The sequence below is a fragment of the Pseudomonas kielensis genome (assembly GCF_014236655.1).
In the GTDB taxonomy this organism is placed as follows: Bacteria; Pseudomonadota; Gammaproteobacteria; order Pseudomonadales; family Pseudomonadaceae; genus Aquipseudomonas; species Aquipseudomonas kielensis.
The window spans coordinates 297,081-319,735 of sequence record NZ_JACMYG010000003.1 but is presented as its reverse complement, the minus strand read 5'-3'; the positions used below and the strand labels follow the sequence as shown (position 1 = coordinate 319,735).

Below are 22,655 nucleotides of genomic sequence, written 5' to 3'. Positions count from 1 at the left end.
TCTCGGAAGCTGGCCTATCCTATCCAGCTTTAGAATCGCCTGACAATCGACGCCACGTTATGTTTTGTTAACCTGGGGAGTAAGGGTAGGCGCTGAATGGCAGGGCATCAGTGCCCATGATGAAAAAAGGCCACGAACGTGGCCTTGAGATATTTGTGGTTTTGGGGTGCCTGCATGTTTTGCATGCAGCCACCCCGCCCGCTCCTGCCTAGGCCAGGCTTTTGCTGACCACCTCGAACACGTCGCTGGACAGCTCGCCCGAGGCACGGATGCGTTCCAGTTCGGCTTTCATCAGCGCCTGGCGGGCGCTGTCGTATTTGCGCCAGCGGGTCAACGGCGCCAGTTGGCGCGAAGCGATCTGCGGGTTGAAGCCGTTGAGTTCGATCACCAGGTCGGCGAGGAAGCGATAGCCCGACCCGTCGGCGGCGTGGAAATTGATCAGGTTCTGCCCGGCGAACGCCCCTACCAGGGCCCGTACCTTGTTCGGGTTCTTGAGGTTGAACGCCGGGTGTTCCATCAATTGCCGCACACGTTGCAAGCCACCGGGCAAGCCGCTGCCGGCCTGGACGCTGAACCATTGGTCCATGACCAGCGGGTTGTCCTTGAAGTGCTCGGCGAAGCTCGCCAGGGCCTTGGCCTTCTCGGCCTCGAACGGCGAATTGACCAGCACGGCCAGCGCGGTCAGGCGCTCGGTCATGTTGTCGCAGGCCTCGAACTGTTCGAGGGTCGCGGCCAGGACTTCAGGCTTGGCGCTGAGCATCAGGTAGGACAAGGCGATGTTCTGCAGGCTGCGCCGGGCGAAGTGCTCAGCCTCAGCGACATAGGGCGTCTGCCGGGACAGCTCGCGATTGGCCTGGTAACGCAGCCACAGCCCTTCGAACAGTTGGTCGGCCAGCTGTTTGCGGGCAAATTCGCGGGCGGCATGAATCGCCTCGACGTCCGCCACTTCGCTGATTTCAGTCAGGTAGGCTTCGCTCGGCAGCGAGAGCATTTCGGCGACCATGGCCTGGTCCAGGTCCGGGTCGGCGAGCACGCTGCGCAGCGCTTCGATCAAGCGATGGTCGAGGGCCAATGCCTGCCCCGCCTGGTGCTGGCCGATCAGTTCCTGCAGCACTTGCACCGACAGTTGCTGGCCGGCTTCCCAACGGTTGAAGCCGTCGCTGTCGTGCTGCATCAGGAACATCAATTGGTCGCGGTTGTACGGGAAGCTCAGTTTCACCGGTGCCGAGAAGCCACGCAGCAAGGACGGCAGCGGGTGTTCGGCGATGTCGAGGAAGGTGAAGGTCTGTTCGGCTTCGGTCACCGACAGCACACGGGAGGTGCCACTGGCCGCCGCTTCGCCGCTCAGGCGCAGGGCAATCGCCGCGCCCTGGCGGTCCAGCAGGCCCAGTTCCAGGGGAATCACGAACGGCAGTTTCTGCACCTTGTCCGGGGTTTCCGGGCAGCTCTGGCGCACGGTCAGGCTGTAGGTCCGGGCGGCGGCGTCGTACGACTCGCTCACCGCCAGACGCGGCGTACCGGCCTGGCTGTACCAGCGCTTGAACTGGGTCAGGTCGACGCCGTTGGCATCTTCCATGGCCTTGATGAAGTCATCGCAGGTCACGGCCTGGCCATCATGGCGCTCGAAGTACAGGTCGCTGCCTTTGCGGAACCCTTCGTTGCCGAGCAAGGTGCGGATCATGCGCACCACTTCCGACCCCTTCTCGTAGACCGTGAGGGTGTAGAAGTTGGAGATCTCGATGAAGCTGTCCGGGCGCACGGCGTGGGCCATGGGGCCGGCATCTTCGGCGAACTGATGGGTACGCAGGTAGGCAACGTCCTCGATCCGCTTGACGGTGCGTGAATGCATGTCGGCGGAGAACTCGGCATCGCGGAACACCGTGAAACCTTCCTTGAGCGACAACTGGAACCAGTCGCGGCAGGTCACGCGGTTGCCCGACCAGTTGTGGAAGTATTCGTGGGCGACCACCGCTTCGACCCGCTGGTGGGCGGCATCGGTGGCGGTTTCGGCGCGGGCCAGCACGCAGCTGGAGTTGAAGATGTTGAGGCCCTTGTTCTCCATGGCCCCCATGTTGAAGTCGTTGACTGCCACGATCATGAAAATGTCCAGGTCGTACTCGCGACCGTAGACTTCTTCGTCCCAGCGCATGGACTTCTTCAGGCTGTTCATCGCGTGCTGGCACTTGTCGATGTTTTCCGGCTCGACATAAATGCGCAGGGCAACGCTGCGTTGGGTCATGGTGGTGAAGGTGTCTTCGACGCACCACAGGTCACCGGCCACCAGGGCGAACAGGTAGGCCGGTTTCATGAACGGGTCTTCCCAGGTCGCCCAGTGCCGGCCGTCTTCGCCCGGCCCCGAGGCAATCGGGTTGCCGTTGGACAGCAGCACCGGGTAGCTGTGCTGCTCGGCGCTGACCGTGGTGGTGAACTTGCTCATCACGTCCGGGCGGTCGAGGTAATAGGTGATCTTGCGAAAGCCCTCGGCCTCGCACTGGGTGCAGAACATGCCGCTGGACTTGTACAGGCCTTCCAGGGCGGTGTTGGTTTGCGGGTGGATACGCACGCTGGTATCGACCGTGAAGCTGGCGCTGGTGGGGTGCAGGGTCAGGTGGCTGTCGCTCAACTGATAGTCGGCCGGGGTCAGCGTGATATCGCCCAGGGCCACCGACAGCAGTTCCAGCTGCTGGCCGTCGAGCACCAGCGGCGGCAGGCCGGCGCCTCGGGCGGGGTTGCGGCGCATCACCAGTTGCGCATGGACCAGGCTGTGGTCCTCGAACAACTCGAAGGTCAGGTGCGTCTCGTCGATCAGGTACTCAGGCGCCTGATAGTCCTTCAGGTAAATCATCTTCGGTTGTTCGGTGCGCATGGCTCGAATCCTTCTACTGATGCACGGCGAGCTGGTAGGCCGTGTATTTACGAATATTGATCACGCCCGTGTCGAAGATCAGGTACTGGCCCTTGATCCCCATCAGCGTGCCTTCGGCAATCGGGTTCTTGTCCAGGTTAAAACTGACAATCTTCGCCGGGTATTGTTGCACCGGGTAATGGATCTCCAGCGGCTCGACATCGGTCACCGGCTGGATTGCCTGCAAGCCGAAACGCTCCTGCAGGCCCAGCAGGCCCTCGGCACAGCTGGCAAACAGTTGATCGCGCACCCCGGCCAGGTCGACCGAGGGTGCTTCGCCCTTGAGCAAGGCGCGCCAGTTGGTCTTGTCGGCCACCTGGCTGCGGAACAGGTCTTCGACAAAACCCGACTGCTGGCGGGTCGACACCCGCATGATGGGCAATGCCTGGCGGGCGCCCTGGTCGATCCAGCGGGTCGGCAACTGGGTGGCACGGGTGATCCCGACCTTGACCCCGGAGGAGTTGGACAGATACACAATGTGATCGGTCATGCAGAACTGCTCGCCCCAACTCGGCTCGCGGCAGGTGCCGGCGTCGTAGTGACAGCGTTCCGGGCTCATGATGCAGACGTCGCACTGCGCCAGCTTGGTCATGCAGGGGTAGCAGTAACCCTGGCTGAAGCTGGTCTTGGTCTTGCGTCCACAATGGCTGCAGTGGATCGCCCCCAGGTACTCCAGGCGCAGTGTGCTGCCGATCAGCGGGTTGACCGGCACCTCGGCATCACCCAGGCGAAACGCGTATTGCACCGCCGACGCGTCGAGGCGCGCCGACATTTTACTGATTGCACCGCGGCCAATCTCGATCAATGGATGGCATCCGACTTGAACAGGATATTCGGCACTTCAATCGACTTGGAGCTGCATTCCTGCGGGCCCATGTAGCCGGTGCGCTGGTCTTCGGGCAGGTTCTGCACTTCCCAGGCAATCATTGCCTGCAACGACAGTTCACGCTGCTCGGCGGTGAGTTTGCCGCCGTCGGACCACTTGCCGATCTCCACCGCCAGTTTCAGGCTCTGGTAGATCTCGGGGGTGATGTTGTTGATCATTTCGTTAAAAGAGGACATCAGGGTCTCCGTGCTCTTCATTCACTAAACAGATTAGAGGGCTGTTCTACGGCGACTGTACAAGCCGCCCAACAAACCCGTGGCGCACCCGACGAGTAACCCGCCGACGTGGGCCGCATTGGCGATTTCGCCGAAGCCGATCAGCGAGATCAGCCCGGACAGACAGAGCACCAGCCACACCAGCATCATCACCAGCACGCCACGGGGCAGGCGATACGCCGGGTTCGGCGCCAGCCATTGGTAGATCCAGCAGTGGCCAAGCAGACCGTACAGCACCCCGGACAGGCCGCCGAACAGCCCCGGGCCGCCGAAGAAATACTGGGCGTAGTTCGACACCAGGCTAAATAGCAGTGTCAGCCCCAACAGGTTGATGCCGCCCTGGCGCGCTTCGATGCGCCGCCCCAGTTCCCAGTACCACATGCCGTTCATGGCCACGTGGAGGAAACCGAAGTGGATCAGCATCGGCGTTACCAGGCGCCACCACTGCCCCGCCGCCAGGCTGTCGGCCAGGGGGGTGAAATGGATGTACTCGCCCACTACGCGAAACTGCAGGAAGGTGAACCAGCGCATCGTATCGAGGTTGGCCCCCAGAAGGGTAATCGCGCCGACGATCAGGGTCAGCAGCAGCACAAAGGCGGTCATGGGGCTGGCGCGCAGTTGCGCAACAAAACCCGGGCGCTGGGATTTCGCCTGGGGTGGCAGGTCCAGTTGTTGATCAGGGTCGCCCGCCGGAAACCGCTCATACAGTGCGCGCACGTCTTCGCTGACGGCGTGCGGCACCCAGAGCACCTGCTGGCCCGCCTCCTCGCTGACCCGGTGGGGCACCTGCATGCGTTGCAGCAGTTTGACAAAACCGCTGAGGTCCACGCTCAAGGGCAGACGTAATACAGCAACAGCACTCATTGCAGGGCCTCCGGCCGTTCGACATCGACCCAGACGAATTTGCGCGGGTCGAGACGGGTTTCCTGGTCAAGTCGATAGGCAACCAGCTTGCCGCACAGCACTGCGCTGTAGTCCAGGCATGCCAGGTTCTGGCGGATGGGCGCCGGTTTGCCGCTGCGCCAGTAATGGCCGACGAACAACAACGGCTCGTCGATGCCGTAACGCAGCAGGGTGTTTTTCTCCACCGGGGTCAATGGCGTCTTGGCCACAGGTTCGGGCAAGGCGTCCGGCTGGAACACGATGTCACCGTAGGTCTGCGGGTCGTCTTCCCAGAACTTGGTACGGAAGAACGAACGCGTCAGGCCATCGCCGCTGGTCATGGTCAAGCCATGGGGCAGGCGCATGTCGGTGCCGCGCAACAGGCGATCGAAGGCCATGCAGGCGAAGCTGCCGCTCACCGCCGCCGCCTGGACGAAGTGTTCATCCACGCAACCATCGGGGTGCTGGCGGCGCAGCAGGTCGATCAAGGCGCCGTCCCAGCAGGCGTGCACCACGCGGAAACGCCCGGCATCGACAAACAGCGGCATCTCGTAGAACCATTGGAGGAAGTCGTGCCAGTCACCGGGGTGATGGGCAAACTGGCTCAGGGTTTCATCGATCAGGCGCGCGTGGCGCGGGGTGTGCTCGCGCACGTACTGCTTGCCGCTGCCCGGTGGGGCCGGTGTGCTCCAGCCCAGCGCGTTGAACTCGTGGTTGCCCATGATGCACAGCGCCTGCCCCGCCTCGACCATGTCGTGCACCAGGTGCAACGCCTCACGGATGCGCGGGCCACGGTCGATGACATCGCCCAGGAACACCGCCATGCGTGACGGATGACGCCACACGCCACCCAGCTTGTGGTACCCGAGTCGGTCCAGCAGATGCTCAAGGGTATGAGCGCAACCGTGCACGTCACCGATCAGGTCGTAGCTACGCGCGGGATCGAGCATCAGTCGCCTCCACCACCCAAACGGCTGCCCCAGCCAAGCTTGGTCCGGCAGACTTCGTAGTAGTTGTGGTCCAGTGGGTGGATCAGCCGCAACTTCTGCGCCTTCTTGCTGATGGTGATGGTGTCGCCGGGCGCGCAGGTAAAGTGATTCTGCCCATCACAGGACACCTGCGGGTAAATCTGCATATCCTTGGACACGACGATTTTCAGCTCACTGTTGCCATCGACCACGATCGGCCGTCCGGACAAGGTATGGGGGTACATCGGCACAATCACAATGGCATCGAGCTTGGGATGCATGATCGGGCCGCCGGCCGACAGCGCGTAGGCCGTGGAACCGGTGGGCGTGGCGACGATCAGGCCGTCGGCCTTCTGGCTGCAGACGAACTGGCCGTCGATGTACAGCTCGAACTCGATCATCCGCGTCGACTTGCCGGGGTGCAGCACCACGTCATTGAGGGCGTCGCCCTGGCCGATCGCCTCGGCATGGCGGCGCACTTCGGCCTGGAGCAGGAAACGGTTTTCCACCAGGTAGTGGCCGTCCAGCACTTCGGCGACCTTGACTTCCAGCTCGTCGGGACGGATATCGGTGAGGAACCCCAGGTTGCCACGGTTGATCCCCAGCACCGGGATGTTATGCCGCGCCAGCGCCCGTGCGGCGCCCAGCAGGCTGCCGTCACCGCCGACCACAATCACCATGTCGCAGACTTCGCCGAGCATCTTGCGCGACGAGGTCTGCAGGCCGTGGCCGGGCAGGACTTCGGCGATGGTGTCTTCGAGAATCACGTGCAAGTGCCGGTCAAGCAGGAATCTTTTCAGTCGGCGAACGGTATCCAGCACCTGGGAACTGCCCAGGCGACCGATAATGCCGATATTGCGAAATTGCTCCATGGGGCTCCTGCGGGGGTCTGCGACGGCGAAAACCACGATTATGGGCGAAAGCGCTGCGTAGACAAAATCCTTTCAGCCGGGACTTTAGAAGCTATGCTCGCAAAATGATCCTGTTCCCCGATTTGCTCGCCCTGCCCCGCCAGTTGCACCACCCGCACGTGCGCGACCTGGCGTGGGTGATTCTCGCCCCGCCGATGCTCAGCGCCACGCCTTGGCCACAACGCCATCCGCTGGCCGGCAGCGACTGGGTGCGCGATCCGCAGCGCCTGGAACACTGGCTGCGCCAACTCGACCGTGACAGCCACGCACTGGTGCACTGGTTGTCCCAGGCGCGCACCCGGCGCCTGGGCCTGTATTACGAGCGGCTGTGGCAGTTTGCCGTGGAGCATGCGCCGGGGATCGAGCTGATTGCCGCCAACCTGCCGATCCGCCGCGAAGGTCATACCCTGGGTGAACTCGACATGTTGCTGCGCGACCGCGACGGCGTGCACCACCTGGAGTTGGCGATCAAGCTCTACCTTGGCCCGCAACTCGGCAACGGCCAGGATCCCGCCCAGTGGCTGGGCCCCGGCTGCCATGACCGGCTGGACCTGAAGCTGGCGCACCTGAGCCAGCACCAGTTGCCGATCTCCGCGCGCCCAGAGAGCCGCGCGGCCCTGGCGGCCCTGGATATCGGGGCTTTCAGCGCCAGACTGTGGCTCGGCGGCTATCTGCTGTACCCCTGGCCGGGGCACGCCGAACCGCCGGCCGGTGCCCACCCGCAACACCTGCGCGGCAGTTGGCTGCACCAGAAGGACTGGCCGGCCTTTGTTGCACAACGCCCGGCCGGGCGCTGGGTGTGCCTGCCCCGCCACGCCTGGCTGGCGCCGGCGCACTACAGCGCCGACCAGACCTGGCGCCAGGAACAACTGGACACCTGGCTGGCTGAGCTGCACCCCATGGCGCCGGCACAGTTGATGGTGCGCCTGAGCGAGAATCTCCAGGGCGACTGGGAGGAAGCCGAACGGTTGTTTCTGGTATCTGATTTGTGGCCGAACGTTCCGGGGGCGAGCTGAGAGGTGCGGTGGTTGGGCAGCCCCCATCGCTGCTCTAAACCGACAACCGCACCGCCAACGCCGCCAGGGTCAGCAACAGCACCGGCAACGTCAGCACAATCCCGACCTTGAAATAGTAGCCCCAGCCAATCTGGATGTTCTTGCGTTGCAGCACATGCAACCAGAGCAAGGTCGCGAGGCTGCCGATGGGGGTGATTTTGGGCCCCAGGTCGCTGCCGATCACGTTGGCGTAGATCATCGCCTCCTTGACCACCCCGGTGGCCTGGCTGGCGTCGATCGACAAGGCGCCGATCAACACCGTCGGCAGGTTGTTCATCAGCGACGACAGCAACGCCGTCAGCAACCCGGTGCCCATGGCCGCGCCCCACACGCCGTACTGGGCGAACAGATCCAGCCAGCCGGCCAGGTAGTCGGTCAGCCCGGCATTGCGCAGGCCATAGACCACCAGGTACATGCCCAGGGAAAAAATCACGATATGCCACGGCGCTTCCTTCAACACCTTGCGCGTGGAAATCTTGTGCCCACGGGCGGCAATGGCCAGCAGCAGGGCCGCACACACCGCGGAAATCGCACTGATGGGGATCCCCAGCGGCTCCAGGGCGAAACACCCCAGCAGCAGAATCCCCAGCACCGCCCAACCGGCAAAAAAAGTGGCCCGGTCGTGAATCGCAGTCTTCGGATCGGCCAATTGCTCAGGGTCGTAACGCTGCGGAATGTCGCGACGGAAGTACCACAACAGCACCGCCAGGGTCGCGGCCACGGCCACCAGGTTGACCGGCACCATGACCGCGGCATACCGGTTGAAGCCAATGTGGAAGAAGTCGGCCGAGACAATATTCACCAGGTTCGACACCACCAACGGCAGGCTGGCGGTGTCGGCGATGAATCCGGCACCCATCACGAAGGCCAGGGTCGCCGTCGGCGAAAATCGCAGGGCCAGCAGCATGGAAATCACAATCGGGGTAAGGATCAGCGCCGCGCCGTCGTTGGCGAACAACGCCGAGACCAGGGCCCCGAGCAAGACCATATAGGCAAACAGCTTGCGCCCGCTGCCCTGCCCCCAGCGCGCCACATGCAGGGCCGCCCAGGCAAAAAACCCGGCTTCATCCAGCAGCAGGCTGATGATGATCAGGGCGACAAAGGTCCCGGTGGCATTCCAGATAATCTCCCAGACCAAGGGGATATCGCTCAGGTGCACCACGCCGCTGAGCAAAGCCAGCACCGCGCCGAGCATGGCACTCCAGCCGACGCCCAGGCCCTTGGGTTGCCAGATCACCAGGGTGATGGTCAGCAGGAAAATCAAAGAGGCGATCAGCATGCACAGCAACCTTCATGGGTGATGAGCAAGGCGATACGGGTGCGGGTGTCATCGGCCAGCGCCTTGAACACTTCGACGGGGTTGCAGGATGAGGACATGGAAGGAGCGTGCCTGGACAAACGAGGGGTGAATATATGGAATTTCGAATATTTGGTAAAGCACAGACTGTGCGGCAGCTACGGGAGCCGCGTTGGCCCCTGTAGCAGCTGTCGAGCAGCGCGAGGCTGCGTCAACGGCCGCAGGACGTTCATTCAACTTGGCAATACCGCCGCCGGGGTCGCTGCGCAACCCGGCGCGGCCTTCGGCAGCGGCTACAAAGCTCGGTCAGGATTTCTTGTGTTGCTCAACCCACTTGGCGTAGGCGTCGATGAAGCCTTGCAGGAATGGCCGGACTTTTTCCGAGAGTTTGCCCGCCTCATCAAAGGCCGATCCCGCGCCGCCCAGGTACGCTTCCGGCTGCTGCATGCACGGCACGTCGAGGAACACCAGGGACTGGCGCAAGTGGTGGTTGGCGCCAAAACCGCCGACCGCACCCGGCGAAACACTGATCACCGCGCCCGGCTTGCCGCTCCAGGCGCTCTTGCCGTAAGGCCGTGAACCGACGTCGATGGCGTTCTTCAAGGGTGCCGGTACCGAGCGGTTGTATTCCGGGGTCACGAACAGCACCGCGTCGGATGAGCTCACCTGATCGCGGAAAGTGCTGTAGGCTGCCGGCGGGGTGACGTCGATGTCTTCGTTGTAAAGCGCCAGATCACCAATTTCGACGATGTTCAAGCGCAGGTTGGCCGGAGCCAGTTCGGCCAGCGCCAGCGCGACCTTGCGGTTGATCGACTGTTTTCTCAAGCTACCCACCAGGACAGCAACCGTATAGACCTTGCTCATTGGAGATTCCCGACTATCTGGCTAAAGGAGCCTGTAGTTATAGATGATCCGATGCCATGTCAGGCGGTTGTTGCGCTGTTATCGCGGCAAAACACTATTTTTTTTCCTGTAGGAAAACTTACCAAGCTTATCGACGGTCTACAGAACCGCAAATTGAGTGACTTATCTCCAGAGGTTCTAAGCAGATGGCAGCAGTACTCGTCGGACAATTCCATGCAAGAGACGCAGAGGGCCGTGTCTATTCGGTGCATGAGTTCCAGGATTCCACCCCGTCGGCAGACGGTTTCAGCAGCAGCGCACCCGTGACCACCTACAAGCTGGCCATCGGTGATCGGGTCAACAAACTCGACGGCAATGAATTTGTACTGGTGCAATCGGGCGTCACCATCATTCGTGAACCGGACGCCAACGTCGCCTCTTGAGCCCGCCGTCATGAGCTGAAGTCAACGTCACGGACTTGGGTTAGGATTCAGCCACTACCCCTCACCGGCTGAACATGGACTTCACGCATGCGTCTACGCCATATCGAAGTGATTCAGGCACTCCTGCAAACCAGCCATCTAGGCACCGCTGCCGAGATGCTGCAATTGCCGGTGGCCGCGATCGAGGGGATGTTGCGCGAGGCCGAGGATCATCTCGGCTTCATGCTGTTTGCCAGCGTGCGTGGGCGCCTGCAGGCGACCCGCGAAGCTCGCCAGTTGCAAGTGCAGATAGCCCGCGTGTACGAAGCCTTCGAGCCTGTGCAACGCCTGGCCGACAGCCTGCGACAGTACCAGGCCCCGCCATTGCGGGTGATCTGCACCCCGCCCCTGGCCCAGCAACTGGTGCCCCAGGGACTGGCGAGCCTGCGCCGACGGTTTCCCGATGCCCCCTGCTCGCTGCACAGCCAACCCACCCGCGACATCGTCAGGAGCCTGCTGCTGCGCGAAAGCGACCTCGGCTTGAGCCTGCATGACCCCGAGCACCCCGATATTCATTGCCAGCTCCTGGCCCAGGGCAAGCTCCAGCTCCTGGCTCCCCACGGCTGGCTGCAGCCGCGACAGAAGTACATCGGCGTGCAGGACCTGGCGGGCCAGTCATTGGTGGGACTGGAAGGCCACGACCCACTGAGCCCGCTGTTCGACAGCAAGTTGCAGGCGCTGCGCCCCGCCCCGGTGATTCACACCCGGGTGCAGACCCACCAGATGATGCGCAGCATGGTCGAGGCTGGCGAAGGCCTGGCCATCGTCGACCCCTTTACCGCCCTGGGGGCCAAGGCCGGCGGCCTGGACGTCTGCCCCCTGTCGCCGGCAGTGCCGATCAACCTGTATGCCCTGACCCTCAACCATGGGCTCGCCACTGCGGCAGTGAGCGCACTGCTGGAGATCATCAAGGCACAAGCCGAGGCGATGCTGGCGGGCTGATCGGCGGCTCCAACGGGTCAGCAAACAGGCGGTACCAGAACAACGCCACTTCCGCCGTCTGCGGGTCGATGCCGCGATACCGCAGGTGATCGATGCCGCCAATCACATACCCGCACCGCTCATACAGCCGACAGGCGCCCAGGTTGTTGTTCTGGGTTTCCAGCATGATCCCCGGCAGCTTCTTCTTGCGACTCCAGAACTGCGCCACGTCGAGCAACGCCTTGGCCACGCCATGACGCCGCGCCGGCGCATGCACGGCCAGTTCGTCGATATGGGCAAAGCCGTTCCAGTTGGTGCTGACCACGATGTGCCCCACCGGCTGGTCATCGAGGAAGGCCATGAAAATCGCACTGTCGACGGCGTTGTGGAAACTGGCGAACTCCTCGGGGTCGATGCCGTAGCACTTGCGATAAGGCGTGATGGGGTGCAGCGGCCACGCCGCCACCGGGGTATCGAGTTGGGCACTGGCGTAGGCCCTGACTTCAAAACTGAAGTCGCTGCCCCAGATGTACGCGGCAAAGCCCTGGTCAGCGACACGCACTGCCAGGCCCGGGTATTTGGGGTTGATGACCGGTTGCATACTGGGAAACATCCTCACATCCTGATGCAATCGACGGTGTAGCACCGGCCATTGCCCTCGTCTTCATGTTGCAGGCCGTGCACATCGGCGACGAAACCCGGGAAACTGTGGTCAAACGTGCGGGCAAACGCCAGGTAATCGATGATCGAGCGAGTGGCCTCGGTAAAGCGCTCACCTGGCATGATCAAAGGGATCCCCGGCGGGTACGGTACCAGCATCACGGCGGCGATGCGCCCTAGCAGTTGTTCAATGGGCACCGCCTCGACTTCACCACGGACCAGTTGATCGTAGGCGTCGGCCGGTTTCATCGCGACTTCCGGCAGCACCGTGTACATGCGTTTGAGGTGCTTGGCCGTGGCGTTGCTGCGATAACAGGCGTGCAGTTGGTCGCACAGGTCGCGCAAGCCCATTCCCTGATAACGGGCGCCGTCCTGTTGCGCCACACAGGGCAGGCAGGTGGCGAGGCTGACGTTGGCATCGTAGCTGCGCTTGAACTCCAGCAACTCGGTGAGCAAGGTGCTCCATTTGCCCTTGGTGATGCCCATCGAGAACAGCACCAGGAACGAGTATAGACCCGTCTTCTCGACCACCAGGCCGCGCTCCCAGAGGAACTTGCTGACCACCGCCGCCGGGATCCCGCGCTCGCTCAAGGCACCGCCGGCGGTCAGGCCGGGCATCACCAGGGTCACCTTGATCGGGTCGAGCAGCACGTAGTCCTCGGCGATATCACCAAAACCGTGCCACTCGTCTTCGGGCAGCAACAGCCAGTCCGCGGTGGCGACCCGGTCGATGCCGGTCACCAGCGGCGGCTGCCAGATAGAGAACCACCAGTCATCGGCGCCAATGTGCTGGCGCAGGTTGGCCAGCGCCCGGCGAAAACTCAGGGCCTCATCGAACATTTCCTGCAGCAGCGAGCGCCCCGCCGGTCCCTCCATCATCGCCGACGCCACGTCCAGCGAGGCAATGATGCTGTACTGCGGCGATGTCGAGATGTGCATCATGAACGCTTCATTGAAACGGTCGCGGTCCAGTTGCCGGGCGCCACCGTCCTGCACATGAATCATCGAGGCCTGGCTGAAGGCCGCCAGCAGCTTGTGGGTCGAATGGGTGGTGAACACCAGCGGGCTGTCGGCCGAGCGCGAAGTGCCCATGCCGTAGCGCCCGGCGAAGAACTCATGAAAGGCCGCATAGGCGTACCAGGCCTCGTCAAAGTGCAGGACTTCGACGCTGTTGCCCAGGGTCTGCTTGATCAGCTCCGCGTTGTAGCAAAGGCCGTCGTAGGTCGAATTGGTGACCACCGCCAGCTTGACGTTGGGGGCACGGCCACGAGTCAGCGGGCTGGCGTCGATCTTGGCCTGGATCGATTCGCGGCTGAATTCGCTCAAGGGGATCGGGCCGATGATCCCCAGCTCGTTGCGCTCCGGGCACAGGTACAGCGGGATGGCCCCGGTCATGATGATCGAATGCAGCACCGATTTGTGGCAGTTGCGATCCACCAGCACCAGGTCGTCGCGGGCAACCATGGCCTGCCAGACGATCTTGTTGGCGGTGGACGTGCCATTGATCACGAAAAAGGTGTGATCGGCCCCGAAGTTGCGCGCGGCCCGGGCTTCGGCTTCGGCCAGGGGACCGGTGTGGTCGAGCAGCGAACCGAGCTCGGGCACCGAGACCGAGAGGTCTGAGCGCAAGGTGTTTTCCCCGAAAAACTGGTGGAAGGCCTGCCCGACCGGGCTCTTGTGATAGGCAACGCCCCCACCGTGCCCCGGTGTGTGCCAGGAGTAGTTGGAGTCGGCGGTATGCTGCACCAGGGCCTTGAAGAACGGCGGCAGCAAGCCATCCAGGTAACTGCGGGCCGCCCGCGCCACCTGGCGTGCGAGAAAGGGCACGGTGTCTTCGAACAGATAAAGAATGCCGCGTAGCTGGTTGAGTTCGCTCATGGCGTCGGCCGGGGCGTTTTCCAGGGTGACCTGTTCGCCCAGGGCGAAGATCGGCAGGTTCGGTGCCCGGGCCCGGGCCACCCGGATCAACTCGGCCATGTTCTGCAGCAGGTGGGTGTTTTCACCCGCGCCCTCGGCGGCAATCAACATGCACGCCAGGCCGTGGTGAGTCGAGGCAACCAGCCGCCCCTCCGTGTAATCCACCGCCGATACCACGCTGAAACCTTCCTGCTCCAACTCCCGCGCGATACCCCGGACGCGGTCACCGGCAACCGTGTCGGCCTTGATATCGCGGTGAACGATGAGGACCGGGAACTTCAAGTCTTTGTACATGGGGCTTGGCGTCCTGAAGCGGCGGACCATGGTCTGCCAATACACTCAGGGTAGAGGGTTGCGGCCCATGTAGCGAGCGATGCACCGGAACCTACGGGCAAACGGTATGGCTGATACGAGAACACCATGAACCCGGCACAAAAGCCCGCACAATCCATGGGTACGCCGCCCCCACAGGGTCGGCGCTACTTCCTCAGCCCAGGGCTTTGGCTTCGGCCAGTTGGGTCCACAGCGCGGGAGCGCCGGCGGACTTGGCGATGATTTCCAGGCGTGCGGCATGCTCGGCCAGTTCGGCTTCGCTGGCACGAATGATCCGCGCCGGGGTGCGGTCTGCCGGCAGGCGACGGATTTCGCTGGCCTGGCTGCCCGAGCCATCGCCCGAACCATTACCGTCAGACGCATTGCCAGCCAGCGACAGGCTGGTCTGGCCGCCGGTCATGGTCAGGTAGACGTCGGCAAGGATCTCGGAGTCGAGCAAGGCGCCGTGCAGCTCACGGCCGGAGTTGTCGACGCCATAACGTTTGCACAGGGCATCGAGGCTGTTGCGCTGCCCGGGGTGACGCTCCCGGGCCATCATCAGGGTGTCGAGGATCGAGCAGTGCTGGGTAATATCCGCCCGGTCGTGCTGGCCCATCAGGGCAAATTCGTTGTTGATGAAACCAACGTCGAACGCCGCGTTATGGATGATCAGTTGGGCGCCCTTGATGAACTCAAAGAACTCATCGGCCACTTCAGCGAAGCGCGGCTTGCCCACCAGGAACTCGTTGGTGATGCCGTGGACGCCAATCGCGCCCTCGTCACTTTCCCGGTCCGGCTGCAAATAGACGTGGAAATGCCGGCCCGTCAGACGTCGACCGAGCAACTCGACGCAACCGATCTCGATGATCCGGTGCCCGTCGGTCACCGGCATGCCGGTGGTTTCGGTGTCGAGCACCACCATCCTCTGAGCCATCTGTGTACACCCCTTCTGCGTAGCATTTTGCGTAGGGCGGCGATCTTAACACAGAGCTGCAAGGCGCAGCCCTGTGGCAGTTGCAGGCCTCAGCCCTGGTCGCCGCCGCCCACCGGCATCACCAGCCCGGTGATGTAGGCCGCGGCGTCGGACGCCAGGAACAGGATCGGTTCGACCTGTTCGTCAATGGTGCCATAGCGCTTCATCAGGCTGCTGTCGACGGTCTGGTCGACGATCTGCTGGTACCAGACCTGCTCCTGCGGGCTCTGCTCGGCACTGTTACGCGGGATTCGCCGCGGTGGTGCTTCGGTGCCGCCAGGGGCGGTGGCATTGACCCGGATCCCGCGCCCGGCGGTTTCGAAGGCCAGGCACGCCGTCAGTGCGTTGACCCCGCCCTTCGCCGCGCCATAGGGCACCCGATTGACGCTGCGGGTGGCGATGGACGAGACGTTGACGATCGCCCCACTGCCCTGCTCCAGCATGTACGGCAGTGCGGCATGACAGCACCACAAGGTCGGAAACAACGACCGCCGGACCTCCGCCTCGATCTGCGGCGCCTCGTAGTGCTCGAACGGCTTGGCCCAGATGGTGCCGCCGACGTTGTTGATCAGGATGTCGAGACGCCCGAAACGCTCGACCGCAGCCTGCATCACCCGGTCGCACTCGGTGTATTGTTCAAGGTCGGCGGTGAGGGTCAGGACTTCGCAGTGTGCGCCCAGTTGCTCCTGCAACTCGAACACCAGCTCAGAGCGATCGACCAGCACCAGGCGCGCGCCTTCAGCCGCCATGCGCTCGGCGACCCGACGCCCGATGCCCTGGGCTGCGCCAGTGACCAGCGCGACTTTTTCGTGGAATCTGTGCATTTCCAATCCTCAAGACGGTGTGACTGACCCCAAAGGGGATGGGGTGGCGGCCTGAGCCTGTCAGGCAGCACTGGCGGCAAATTTCTCGTAGTAAAAGTTCTTTGGCGCAATGCCCTGCTCGCGAATGTACTGGCTCACCGCCTCGACCATCGGTGGCGGGCCACAGAGGTAGACGTCAACGTCGCCATCGTTCAAATGCCGGGGTTCGATGTGCTGGGTCACGTAGCCCTTGAGCGGGTGCGCGCTGTCCGGGTTGGCCACGCAGGAACTGAAGCTGAAGTTGGGGATGCGCGCGGCCAAGGCTTGCAGGCGATCGAGCTCCACCAGGTCAAAATCGTTGGTCACCCCGTAGATCAGGTGCAATGGGTGGGCGCTGCCCTGGTCGGCGATTTTTTCCAGCATGGCGGTAAAGGGCGCCAACCCCGTGCCGCCGGCCAGCAGCAGCAACGGCCGCTGGATCTCGCGCAGGTAGAAGCTGCCCAGGGGGCCCGCCAGGCTCATGCTGTCGCCGGCCTTGGCGATGCCGGTCAGGAAACTGCTCATCAACCCACCCGGGACATTGCGGATCAGGAAGCTGACCTCACCGTCACGCTGCAGCGAGCTGAATGAATAGGCCCGGGTCTGCTCGCTGCCGGGAATGCCCAGGTTGACGTATTGCCCCGGCAGGAACGCCAGCTTGCTCAGGGCCTCGCCCTTGATCGACAGGGCAATGGTGCTGTCCGACAACTGCCGTACCTGACTGATGGCGGCACTGTAGCTGGCCTGCTGGGTGCGGCAGACGTCGGACGAGGCCGGCACCCGCACCACGCAATCGCTCTGGGCACGCATCTGACAGGTCAGGACAAACCCCTGCTCGGCCTCTTCGGCCGTCAGCGCGTCTTCGATGTATTCCTCGCCCAGGTCATAGCGCCCGGCCTCGGCAAAACACTTGCAGGTCCCGCAGGCGCCATCGCGGCAATCGAGCGGGATGTTGATGCCCTGGCGGTAGGCGGCATCGGCCACGGTCTCACCGGGGTTGGCGTCGACAAAGCGGGTGACGCCGTCTTCAAAATTCAAAGCGATGGAATGGGTCATGACCGCGGCCTCACAAATGGTAGACATCGATGACCTGGCGAACGTAGTCGTTCTTCAGGATCACTTTCTTGGCCTTGATCAGCGGGCTGTCACCGCGCACGTCGAGGGTGTAGAAGCTGCTGCCGAAATAGCTGTCGACGGTCTTGTAGCGAAAACTCAAGGTGTGCCAGTTGAAGCGCACCTTGCACAGGCCGTCGTGCTGTTCGAGCAGCTCGATGTTGCTGATGTTGTGGGAGGTCCGGGTGTCCGGCACGCTGGCGCTGGAACGTTCGGTCTTGATGCGGAAGATGCGGTCTTCAAGGCCGGTGCGGTTGCCGTACCAGATCAGGGAAATTTCCCGCTGCGGGTCTTCGGTCAGTTCGTCGTTGTCGTCCCAGGACGGCATCCAGAAGCTGGCGTCGGCGGCGTAGAGTTCCAGCCAGTTGTCCCAGTCCTTGTCGTCGAGGTAGCGCGCTTCGCGGTAGAGAAAATCGCGCACAGTGTCGTAGGTCACGCTCATGCCAGTTCCTCCACCTTGATCAACGCCGACTGCTCGGCCTCCAGCGCCTTGAGCATGGTTTGCTGCCAGTATTTGTGTTGCAGCACGAACAGCCCTTCATCTTCGGTACGCACCCCACTGAGCAATGGGTGCAGGTCGATTTCCTTGGCCGCCTCGTCGGCGCCTTCGACCCAGTGCTCGGCGCCACGGGACATGTCGTTCCAGGCACTGGTGCTGCCCTGGTAGCCCATCTGGCAGGAGCGGAACTCTTCCAGGTCGTCCGGCGTGGCCATGCCGCTGACATTGAAGAAGTCTTCGTACTGGCGGATCCGGCTCGAACGGGCGGTGTCGCTCTCCCCTTTGGGGGCGATGCAGTAGATGGTGATTTCGGTGCGGTTGACCGAGATCGGGCGGGCAATGCGGATCTGCGAGCTGAACTGGTCCATCAGGTACACGTTGGGGTACAGGCACAGGTTGCGCGAGTTCTCGATCATCCAGTCGGCGCGCGCCTTGCCGAAGTCCCTGGCCAGTTCGTCACGGCGCTCGTACAGCGGACGATCCTCGGGGTTGGACCAGCGGGTCCAGAGCAGCATGTGGCCCTTGTCGAAGGAGTAAAAACCGCCGCCCTGCTTGGCCCAGGTGCCGGCGCTCATGGTCGGGTTCTCGTCACCGCATTCGCGTTGCTTGCGCTGGTTCTGGGTGGCCGCGTAGTTCCAGTGCACGGAGCTGACGTGGTAGCCGTCGGCGCCGTTCTCCGCGGTGAGTTTCCAGTTGCCTTCATAGATGTAGCTGCTGGAGCCGCGCAGTACTTCCAGGCCATCGGCGGATTGATCGACGATCATGTCGATGATCTTCGCCGATTCCCCCAGGTGCTCGACCAGGGGCACTACATCGGCCTTGAGGCTGCCGAACAGGAAGCCACGGTAGGACTCGAAGCGCGCGACTTTGGTCAGGTCGTGGGAGCCTTCGCAGTTGAAGCTGGCCGGGTAACCTGCCGCCGAGGGATCCTTGACCTTGAGCAACTTGCCGGAGTTGTTGAACGTCCAGCCGTGGAACGGACAGGTGTAGGACGACTTGTTGCCGGTCTTGTGGCGGCAGAGCATCGCCCCACGGTGGCTGCAGGCGTTGAGGAAGGCGTTGAGCTCACCGTCCTTGTTGCGCGCGATGAAGATCGACTGGCGGCCCATGGTGGTGGTGTAGAAATCGTTTTTGTTGGGGATCTGGCTCTCGTGGGCCAGATACAACCAGTTGCCCTCGAAGATGTGCTGCATTTCGAGGTCGAACAGGCGCGGGTCGGTAAACATCTCGCGCTTGCAACGGAAGATACCCTGTTCTTTGTCGTCTTCGAGCAGGGAGTGAAGGTATTCGGGTCGCAGGGACATGGCCGCCGCCTCCATTGTTTTTATTCAGGCAAGGCTCATGCTAGAGCCGGTGCTGGAGGGGCAATAGCCATTGGCTGCAGATCATTATCCGTTTTGTGCAAAGCGCGAGCGGCAAGGCGTGGCAGTCAATGGCGGCGCTTGAGGGTGTCGGAAGGCAATTCGCCGAACTGCTTGCGATAGCTTTCGGAGAACCGGCCCAGGTGCAGGAAGCCGTAGTCCATGGCCAGTTCGGTGACGTTGCGCACCGTGCAGGTGGGGTCGCTGAGGCAGGCGTTGACCCGCTCCAGCTTCTTCTGCCGGATGTAGTTTTTCGGCGTGGTGGCGGCATGGCGCTCGAACAGGCCATACAGCGAGCGCAGGCTGATGCGGGCCTGGCGCGCCAGTTCCTCGCTGCAGATGTCCTGCTTGAGGTTGCGCTCGATGTAGTCGGCGATCAGCTCGAAACTTGAGGTCGGGGACCCAAGGCCAGCACGGCTGACGTTGGTTTTCATCAGGCTGAGCATTTTGCTGACGATGATCTGCGCGTAGTGTTCCTGGACCCGGGGCATGCTCTCGGCTGCCTCGGCCTCCTGGCAGACCATGCCCAGCAGGTTGATGAATCCTTCGAGCTCGGCCAGTTGGTAGCGGTTTTCCAGGAAACGTACGCCCTGCCCCGGGTGCAGCCAGCGTTGTTCCTGGCAGACCGACTCCAGCAGGCTGGCGGGCATTTTCAGGATGAATTTTTCGCAATCGTCGGAATACGTCAGGTCTACCGGATCGTCCGGGTTGATCAGCAGCAGTTCACCGGGGGCGAAGTAGTGTTCCTGCTTGTGACCGCGCCACAGGCAGTTGCCCTTGAGCAGCACCTGCAGGTGAAAGAGGGTCTCCAGCGCCGGCGAGGTCACCCGCACGCTGCCGCCGTAGCTGATGCGGCACAGGTCCAGGCTGGCGAATTTGCTGTGATTGAGACTGGCCTGCGGGCTGCCACTGCGAGGCAGGCGAATGTCGTGGCTGCCCACGTGCTGATTGACGTAGCCCGACACCGCATAGGGGTCGGCCTGGACAAACACGCTGCTGCGCTCACTTAACAGGTGCGCTTGCATAACCGGTCACTCTCATTGTTTTTATAGGCGATGGCGGGTCGCTGGCGCCCGCCTCAGGCAAATCAGGCCTGGCCATTCTATGCCAATGCCCACAATGCGAAAGACCACGAGATAAACGGTGCGTTATCTCGTGGCCGGGTGCCCGCGCGGATCAATCCTCCAGTGCGCGAACCCGCTCATGACGCTGCTGTTCTTCGGGCTGGGCCGAGGATTGCAGGGTGAAGTCGAACTCGATTTCGGCAAACCGGCCACTCACGCCGTAGGCGGCGGCACGCTGCTGATCGTCGCTGAAGGTGATCTGGGCGATCAGTTCGTCACGGGTGGCGTAGGCGAAGTCATCGTGCAGGTACTTGTCGCCATCCAGGTTGATCTGGGTGGTCAGGTGGCGATGGTCATCGGCCGAGATGAAGAAGTGAATGTGCGCCGGACGCTGGCCGTGGCGGCCCAGTTGATCGAGCAGTTGCTGGGTCGGACCGTCCGGTGGGCAGCCGTAGCCCGACGGCACGATACTGCGAAAACGATAGCGGCCTTCGGCATCGGTGACGATGCGCCGACGCAGGTTGAACTCCGACTGGCTGCCATCGAAATACGAGTAGGTGCCGCCGGTGTTGGCGTGCCAGACGTCAACCACCGCCCCCGCCAGCGGCGTGCCGTCGGTGTTCTTGACCTGGCCCTGCATGAACAGCACCACGCCCGGGTCGACGCCGTCATCCAGGCGTGCCTCAGCCTGGGACAAGGGTGCGCCGGCCACGTACAGCGGGCCTTCGATGGTCCGCGGCGTGCCGCCGGACTTGCCGACCTGCTCGTCTGCAGCGTCCATCAGCAGGTCCAGGTAGTGCTCCAGGCCCAGGCCGGCCACCAGCAGGCCGGCTTCCTGGCGGCTGCCCAGCACGTTGAGGTAGTTGACTGCTTTCCAGAACTCTTCCGGGGTCACGTTGAGGTCTTCGATGATGCTCACCGAGTCGCGCAGGATGCGGTGGACCAGGGCCTTGGCACGCGGGTTACCGTCATCGTTGAGCAGGCCGCTGGCTTCTTCGAGAAACTTCTGGGCCGTGGCAGTGTGGGAAATTCTGACGTTCATGATTGATCCTCATCTTGTATTTATTAGAGTACAGAACAGGCAACAGCGACTCAGCGATCGTCTTCATGAATAGAAGAAGGATGCCTGCACATCGCGGTCACTTCGATAGCCATGTAGGGATACAGCGGCAATTGCATCAGCAGATCGTGCAATTCCTGCACGCTGTCGACGTCAAAGACGCTGTAATTGGCGTACAGCCCGGCAATGCGCCACAGGTGCCGCCACTTGCCCTGCTGCTGCAGGCGCTGGGCCAGGGCCTTCTCGTCGGCCTTGAGTTGAGCGGCTCGCTCAGGGTTCATGTCGACCGGCAGGTTCACGGTCATTTTTACGTGGAACAACATGCGCAACTCCTCAGGCTAAATGGTGGGCAGTGGAGCTCTTGTCGCGGCGGAAAAACGCCAGGCGTTCTTCGTCCAGGTTCAGGCCCAGACCCGGCGCCGATGAAACGTGCAAATGGAAATCGCGGTACTCCAGCGGCTCGCGGAGGATGTCTTCGGTCAACAGCAGCGGGCCGAACAGTTCGGTGTCCCAGCTCAGTTTGTTGAGGGTCAGGAACGCATGGGCCGAGGCCAGGGTACCGATCCCGCCTTCGAGCATGGTGCCACCGTAGAGGCCGATGCCCGCCGCTTCGGCAATCGCCGCCGTACGCAACACCGCACGGGGGCCGCCGTTCTTGGCGATCTTCAGGGCAAACACCGACGCTGCGCCTTCGCGGGCCAGGTTGAAGGCGTCCTCGACGCACTCGATCGACTCGTCCGCCATGATCGGCGCCGGGCTCATGGCATTCAGGCGCACCATGCCGGAACGGTTGTTGCGCGAAATCGGCTGTTCGATCAGGTCGATGCCATTGCCGCCGAGAATCCGGCAGGCGCGCAGGGCCACGGCTTCGTCCCACGCCTGGTTGACGTCGACCCGCACACTGGCTCGCTCGCCCAGGGCTTTCTTGATGGCGATCACGTGGGCCAGGTCGCGGTCGACGTCACCGGCGCCGATTTTCAACTTGAAGATCCGGTGCCGACGCAGGTCGAGCATCTGCTCGGCCTCGGCGATGTCCCGGGCGGTATCGCCGCTGGCCAGCGTCCAGGCCACCGGCAGCGAGTCGCGCACCCGGCCACCGAGTAATTCGCTGACCGCCAGGCCCAGGCGCTTGCCCTGGGCGTCGAGCAAGGCGGTTTCGATACCGGACTTGGCAAAGGTGTTGCCGCGAATGCTGCGCTCCAGGCGCAACATCGCCGCGTTGATATTGCTGCCATCCTGCCCCAGCAGCAGCGGGGTGAAATGCTGGTCAATGTTGGTCTTGATGCTGTCCGGGCTTTCATTGCCGTAGGCCAGGCCACCGATGGTGGTCGCCTCGCCTATGCCCTCGATCCCGTCCTCGCAGCGCACCCGGATGATGACCAGGGTCTGGTTCTGCATGGTGTGCATCGCCAGCTTGTGCGGGCGGATGGTCGGCAGATCGACGATGATCGTCTCGATCGATTTAATGGCAGCAGCAAGCATGTCGATA

Annotated in this window: 22 protein-coding genes; 3 read left to right on the top strand and 19 right to left on the bottom strand. The window is 62.8% G+C overall.

Annotated elements, in window-relative coordinates:
• Window positions 1-208: 208 nt before the first annotated feature.
• From pepN to H7995_RS04705, 6 genes are read right to left on the bottom strand one after another with little or no spacing between them, the layout of a single operon-like run.
• Window positions 209-2,866, bottom strand: coding sequence for an aminopeptidase N (gene pepN / locus H7995_RS04730; RefSeq protein ID WP_185818061.1), 2,658 nt, complete (start codon window positions 2,864-2,866; stop codon window positions 209-211).
• Window positions 2,867-2,879: 13 nt separating this feature from the next.
• Window positions 2,880-3,710: a DUF2797 domain-containing protein gene (locus tag H7995_RS04725; protein WP_178117405.1), complete on the bottom strand. Its 831-nt coding sequence runs from the start codon at window positions 3,708-3,710 to the stop codon at window positions 2,880-2,882.
• Entirely contained in the window at window positions 3,707-3,967 is a 261-nt protein-coding gene (locus H7995_RS04720) for a YeaC family protein (RefSeq protein WP_166591151.1), read from the bottom strand. The genes H7995_RS04725 and H7995_RS04720 overlap by 4 nt, the downstream gene beginning before the upstream one ends.
• A 33-nt stretch (window positions 3,968-4,000) precedes the next feature.
• A complete protein-coding gene (locus H7995_RS04715; protein WP_182340251.1) occupies window positions 4,001-4,870 on the bottom strand; it encodes a rhomboid family intramembrane serine protease in 870 nt (289 codons plus the stop codon).
• Window positions 4,867-5,838 carry a metallophosphoesterase gene (locus H7995_RS04710; RefSeq protein WP_185818060.1) on the bottom strand — a complete coding sequence of 324 codons (972 nt, stop codon included), beginning with the start codon at window positions 5,836-5,838 and terminating at the stop codon, window positions 4,867-4,869. Before H7995_RS04710 ends, H7995_RS04715 begins: the two co-directional genes overlap by 4 nt.
• Complete coding sequence (locus tag H7995_RS04705) at window positions 5,838-6,728, bottom strand: NAD(+) kinase (protein ID WP_095168818.1); 891 nt, start codon at window positions 6,726-6,728, stop codon at window positions 5,838-5,840. The genes H7995_RS04710 and H7995_RS04705 overlap by 1 nt, the downstream gene beginning before the upstream one ends.
• Before the next feature lie 104 nt (window positions 6,729-6,832).
• Here H7995_RS04705 and H7995_RS04700 point away from each other — a divergent pair, with 104 nt between their 5' ends.
• Window positions 6,833-7,783: a DUF1853 family protein gene (locus tag H7995_RS04700; RefSeq protein WP_185818059.1), complete on the top strand. Its 951-nt coding sequence runs from the start codon at window positions 6,833-6,835 to the stop codon at window positions 7,781-7,783.
• 34 nt (window positions 7,784-7,817) lie between these two features.
• Here the strand turns inward: H7995_RS04700 and H7995_RS04695 are convergent, their stop codons facing one another.
• Window positions 7,818-9,101 (bottom strand): arsenic transporter, encoded by a 1,284-nt coding sequence (locus H7995_RS04695; protein WP_182340241.1) that lies wholly within the window; start codon window positions 9,099-9,101, stop codon window positions 7,818-7,820.
• A 324-nt stretch (window positions 9,102-9,425) separates the two neighbouring features.
• Window positions 9,426-9,983, bottom strand: coding sequence for an NADPH-dependent FMN reductase (locus H7995_RS04685; RefSeq protein ID WP_095168822.1), 558 nt, complete (start codon window positions 9,981-9,983; stop codon window positions 9,426-9,428).
• Between the two features lie 185 nt (window positions 9,984-10,168).
• Between H7995_RS04685 and H7995_RS04680 the strand changes: the two genes are divergently transcribed.
• Entirely contained in the window at window positions 10,169-10,405 is a 237-nt protein-coding gene (locus H7995_RS04680; RefSeq protein WP_166591146.1) for a hypothetical protein, read from the top strand.
• Between the two features lie 87 nt (window positions 10,406-10,492).
• Complete coding sequence (locus tag H7995_RS04675; protein ID WP_166591145.1) at window positions 10,493-11,386, top strand: LysR substrate-binding domain-containing protein; 894 nt, start codon at window positions 10,493-10,495, stop codon at window positions 11,384-11,386.
• Here H7995_RS04675 and H7995_RS04670 read toward each other — a convergent pair.
• The 11 genes from H7995_RS04670 to H7995_RS04620 form a co-directional block, all read right to left on the bottom strand.
• Entirely contained in the window at window positions 11,352-11,966 is a 615-nt protein-coding gene (locus tag H7995_RS04670) for a GNAT family N-acetyltransferase (RefSeq protein ID WP_182344704.1), read from the bottom strand. The genes H7995_RS04675 and H7995_RS04670 overlap by 35 nt on opposite strands.
• 14 nt (window positions 11,967-11,980) lie before the next feature.
• A complete protein-coding gene (locus H7995_RS04665) occupies window positions 11,981-14,236 on the bottom strand; it encodes an Orn/Lys/Arg family decarboxylase (protein WP_166591144.1) in 2,256 nt (751 codons plus the stop codon).
• Window positions 14,237-14,429: 193 nt separating this feature from the next.
• Window positions 14,430-15,188, bottom strand: a complete 759-nt coding sequence (gene dnaQ, locus H7995_RS04660) for a DNA polymerase III subunit epsilon (RefSeq protein WP_166591143.1) — start codon at window positions 15,186-15,188, stop codon at window positions 14,430-14,432.
• An 89-nt stretch (window positions 15,189-15,277) separates the two neighbouring features.
• A complete protein-coding gene (locus H7995_RS04655; RefSeq protein WP_185818058.1) occupies window positions 15,278-16,051 on the bottom strand; it encodes a 1,6-dihydroxycyclohexa-2,4-diene-1-carboxylate dehydrogenase in 774 nt (257 codons plus the stop codon).
• Window positions 16,052-16,111: 60 nt separating this feature from the next.
• Entirely contained in the window at window positions 16,112-17,125 is a 1,014-nt protein-coding gene (benC, locus tag H7995_RS04650; protein WP_166591141.1) for a benzoate 1,2-dioxygenase electron transfer component BenC, read from the bottom strand.
• 10 nt (window positions 17,126-17,135) lie between these two features.
• Window positions 17,136-17,624: a benzoate 1,2-dioxygenase small subunit gene (benB, locus tag H7995_RS04645; protein WP_095168830.1), complete on the bottom strand. Its 489-nt coding sequence runs from the start codon at window positions 17,622-17,624 to the stop codon at window positions 17,136-17,138.
• The gene (gene benA, locus H7995_RS04640) at window positions 17,621-18,985 is read right to left on the bottom strand and encodes a benzoate 1,2-dioxygenase large subunit (protein ID WP_166591140.1); all 1,365 of its coding nucleotides are present in this window, start codon (window positions 18,983-18,985) and stop codon (window positions 17,621-17,623) included. The genes benB and benA overlap by 4 nt, the downstream gene beginning before the upstream one ends.
• 125 nt (window positions 18,986-19,110) lie before the next feature.
• Window positions 19,111-20,067 carry an AraC family transcriptional regulator gene (locus tag H7995_RS04635; protein WP_166591139.1) on the bottom strand — a complete coding sequence of 319 codons (957 nt, stop codon included), beginning with the start codon at window positions 20,065-20,067 and terminating at the stop codon, window positions 19,111-19,113.
• Window positions 20,068-20,218: 151 nt separating this feature from the next.
• Window positions 20,219-21,148 carry a catechol 1,2-dioxygenase gene (catA, locus tag H7995_RS04630; protein WP_166591138.1) on the bottom strand — a complete coding sequence of 310 codons (930 nt, stop codon included), beginning with the start codon at window positions 21,146-21,148 and terminating at the stop codon, window positions 20,219-20,221.
• Between the two features lie 50 nt (window positions 21,149-21,198).
• Entirely contained in the window at window positions 21,199-21,489 is a 291-nt protein-coding gene (gene catC, locus H7995_RS04625; RefSeq protein ID WP_159995779.1) for a muconolactone Delta-isomerase, read from the bottom strand.
• A gap of 10 nt (window positions 21,490-21,499) precedes the next feature.
• Window positions 21,500-22,648, bottom strand: a complete 1,149-nt coding sequence (locus H7995_RS04620) for a muconate cycloisomerase family protein (RefSeq protein WP_166591137.1) — start codon at window positions 22,646-22,648, stop codon at window positions 21,500-21,502.
• Between the last annotated feature and the right edge of the window lie 7 nt (window positions 22,649-22,655).

What these genes read in the sequence shown, in the direction of transcription:
- benA (WP_166591140.1), bottom strand. Translation starts at nt 18,985, where the DNA reads ATGTCCCTGCGACCCGAATACCTTCACTCCCTGCTCGAAGACGACAAA.
- catC (WP_159995779.1), bottom strand. Translation starts at nt 21,489, where the DNA reads ATGTTGTTCCACGTAAAAATGACCGTGAACCTGCCGGTCGACATGAAC.
- catA (WP_166591138.1), bottom strand. Translation starts at nt 21,148, where the DNA reads ATGAACGTCAGAATTTCCCACACTGCCACGGCCCAGAAGTTTCTCGAA.
- H7995_RS04685 (WP_095168822.1), bottom strand. Translation starts at nt 9,983, where the DNA reads ATGAGCAAGGTCTATACGGTTGCTGTCCTGGTGGGTAGCTTGAGAAAA.
- H7995_RS04720 (WP_166591151.1), bottom strand. Translation starts at nt 3,967, where the DNA reads ATGTCCTCTTTTAACGAAATGATCAACAACATCACCCCCGAGATCTAC.
- H7995_RS04665 (WP_166591144.1), bottom strand. Translation starts at nt 14,236, where the DNA reads ATGTACAAAGACTTGAAGTTCCCGGTCCTCATCGTTCACCGCGATATC.
- H7995_RS04675 (WP_166591145.1), top strand. Translation starts at nt 10,493, where the DNA reads ATGCGTCTACGCCATATCGAAGTGATTCAGGCACTCCTGCAAACCAGC.
- benC (WP_166591141.1), bottom strand. Translation starts at nt 17,125, where the DNA reads ATGACCCATTCCATCGCTTTGAATTTTGAAGACGGCGTCACCCGCTTT.
- H7995_RS04635 (WP_166591139.1), bottom strand. Translation starts at nt 20,067, where the DNA reads ATGCAAGCGCACCTGTTAAGTGAGCGCAGCAGCGTGTTTGTCCAGGCC.
- H7995_RS04695 (WP_182340241.1), bottom strand. Translation starts at nt 9,101, where the DNA reads ATGCTGATCGCCTCTTTGATTTTCCTGCTGACCATCACCCTGGTGATC.
- dnaQ (WP_166591143.1), bottom strand. Translation starts at nt 15,188, where the DNA reads ATGGCTCAGAGGATGGTGGTGCTCGACACCGAAACCACCGGCATGCCG.
- H7995_RS04680 (WP_166591146.1), top strand. Translation starts at nt 10,169, where the DNA reads ATGGCAGCAGTACTCGTCGGACAATTCCATGCAAGAGACGCAGAGGGC.
- H7995_RS04670 (WP_182344704.1), bottom strand. Translation starts at nt 11,966, where the DNA reads ATGCAACCGGTCATCAACCCCAAATACCCGGGCCTGGCAGTGCGTGTC.
- H7995_RS04620 (WP_166591137.1), bottom strand. Translation starts at nt 22,648, where the DNA reads ATGCTTGCTGCTGCCATTAAATCGATCGAGACGATCATCGTCGATCTG.
- H7995_RS04710 (WP_185818060.1), bottom strand. Translation starts at nt 5,838, where the DNA reads ATGCTCGATCCCGCGCGTAGCTACGACCTGATCGGTGACGTGCACGGT.
- H7995_RS04715 (WP_182340251.1), bottom strand. Translation starts at nt 4,870, where the DNA reads ATGAGTGCTGTTGCTGTATTACGTCTGCCCTTGAGCGTGGACCTCAGC.
- pepN (WP_185818061.1), bottom strand. Translation starts at nt 2,866, where the DNA reads ATGCGCACCGAACAACCGAAGATGATTTACCTGAAGGACTATCAGGCG.
- H7995_RS04700 (WP_185818059.1), top strand. Translation starts at nt 6,833, where the DNA reads ATGATCCTGTTCCCCGATTTGCTCGCCCTGCCCCGCCAGTTGCACCAC.
- benB (WP_095168830.1), bottom strand. Translation starts at nt 17,624, where the DNA reads ATGAGCGTGACCTACGACACTGTGCGCGATTTTCTCTACCGCGAAGCG.
- H7995_RS04655 (WP_185818058.1), bottom strand. Translation starts at nt 16,051, where the DNA reads ATGCACAGATTCCACGAAAAAGTCGCGCTGGTCACTGGCGCAGCCCAG.
- H7995_RS04705 (WP_095168818.1), bottom strand. Translation starts at nt 6,728, where the DNA reads ATGGAGCAATTTCGCAATATCGGCATTATCGGTCGCCTGGGCAGTTCC.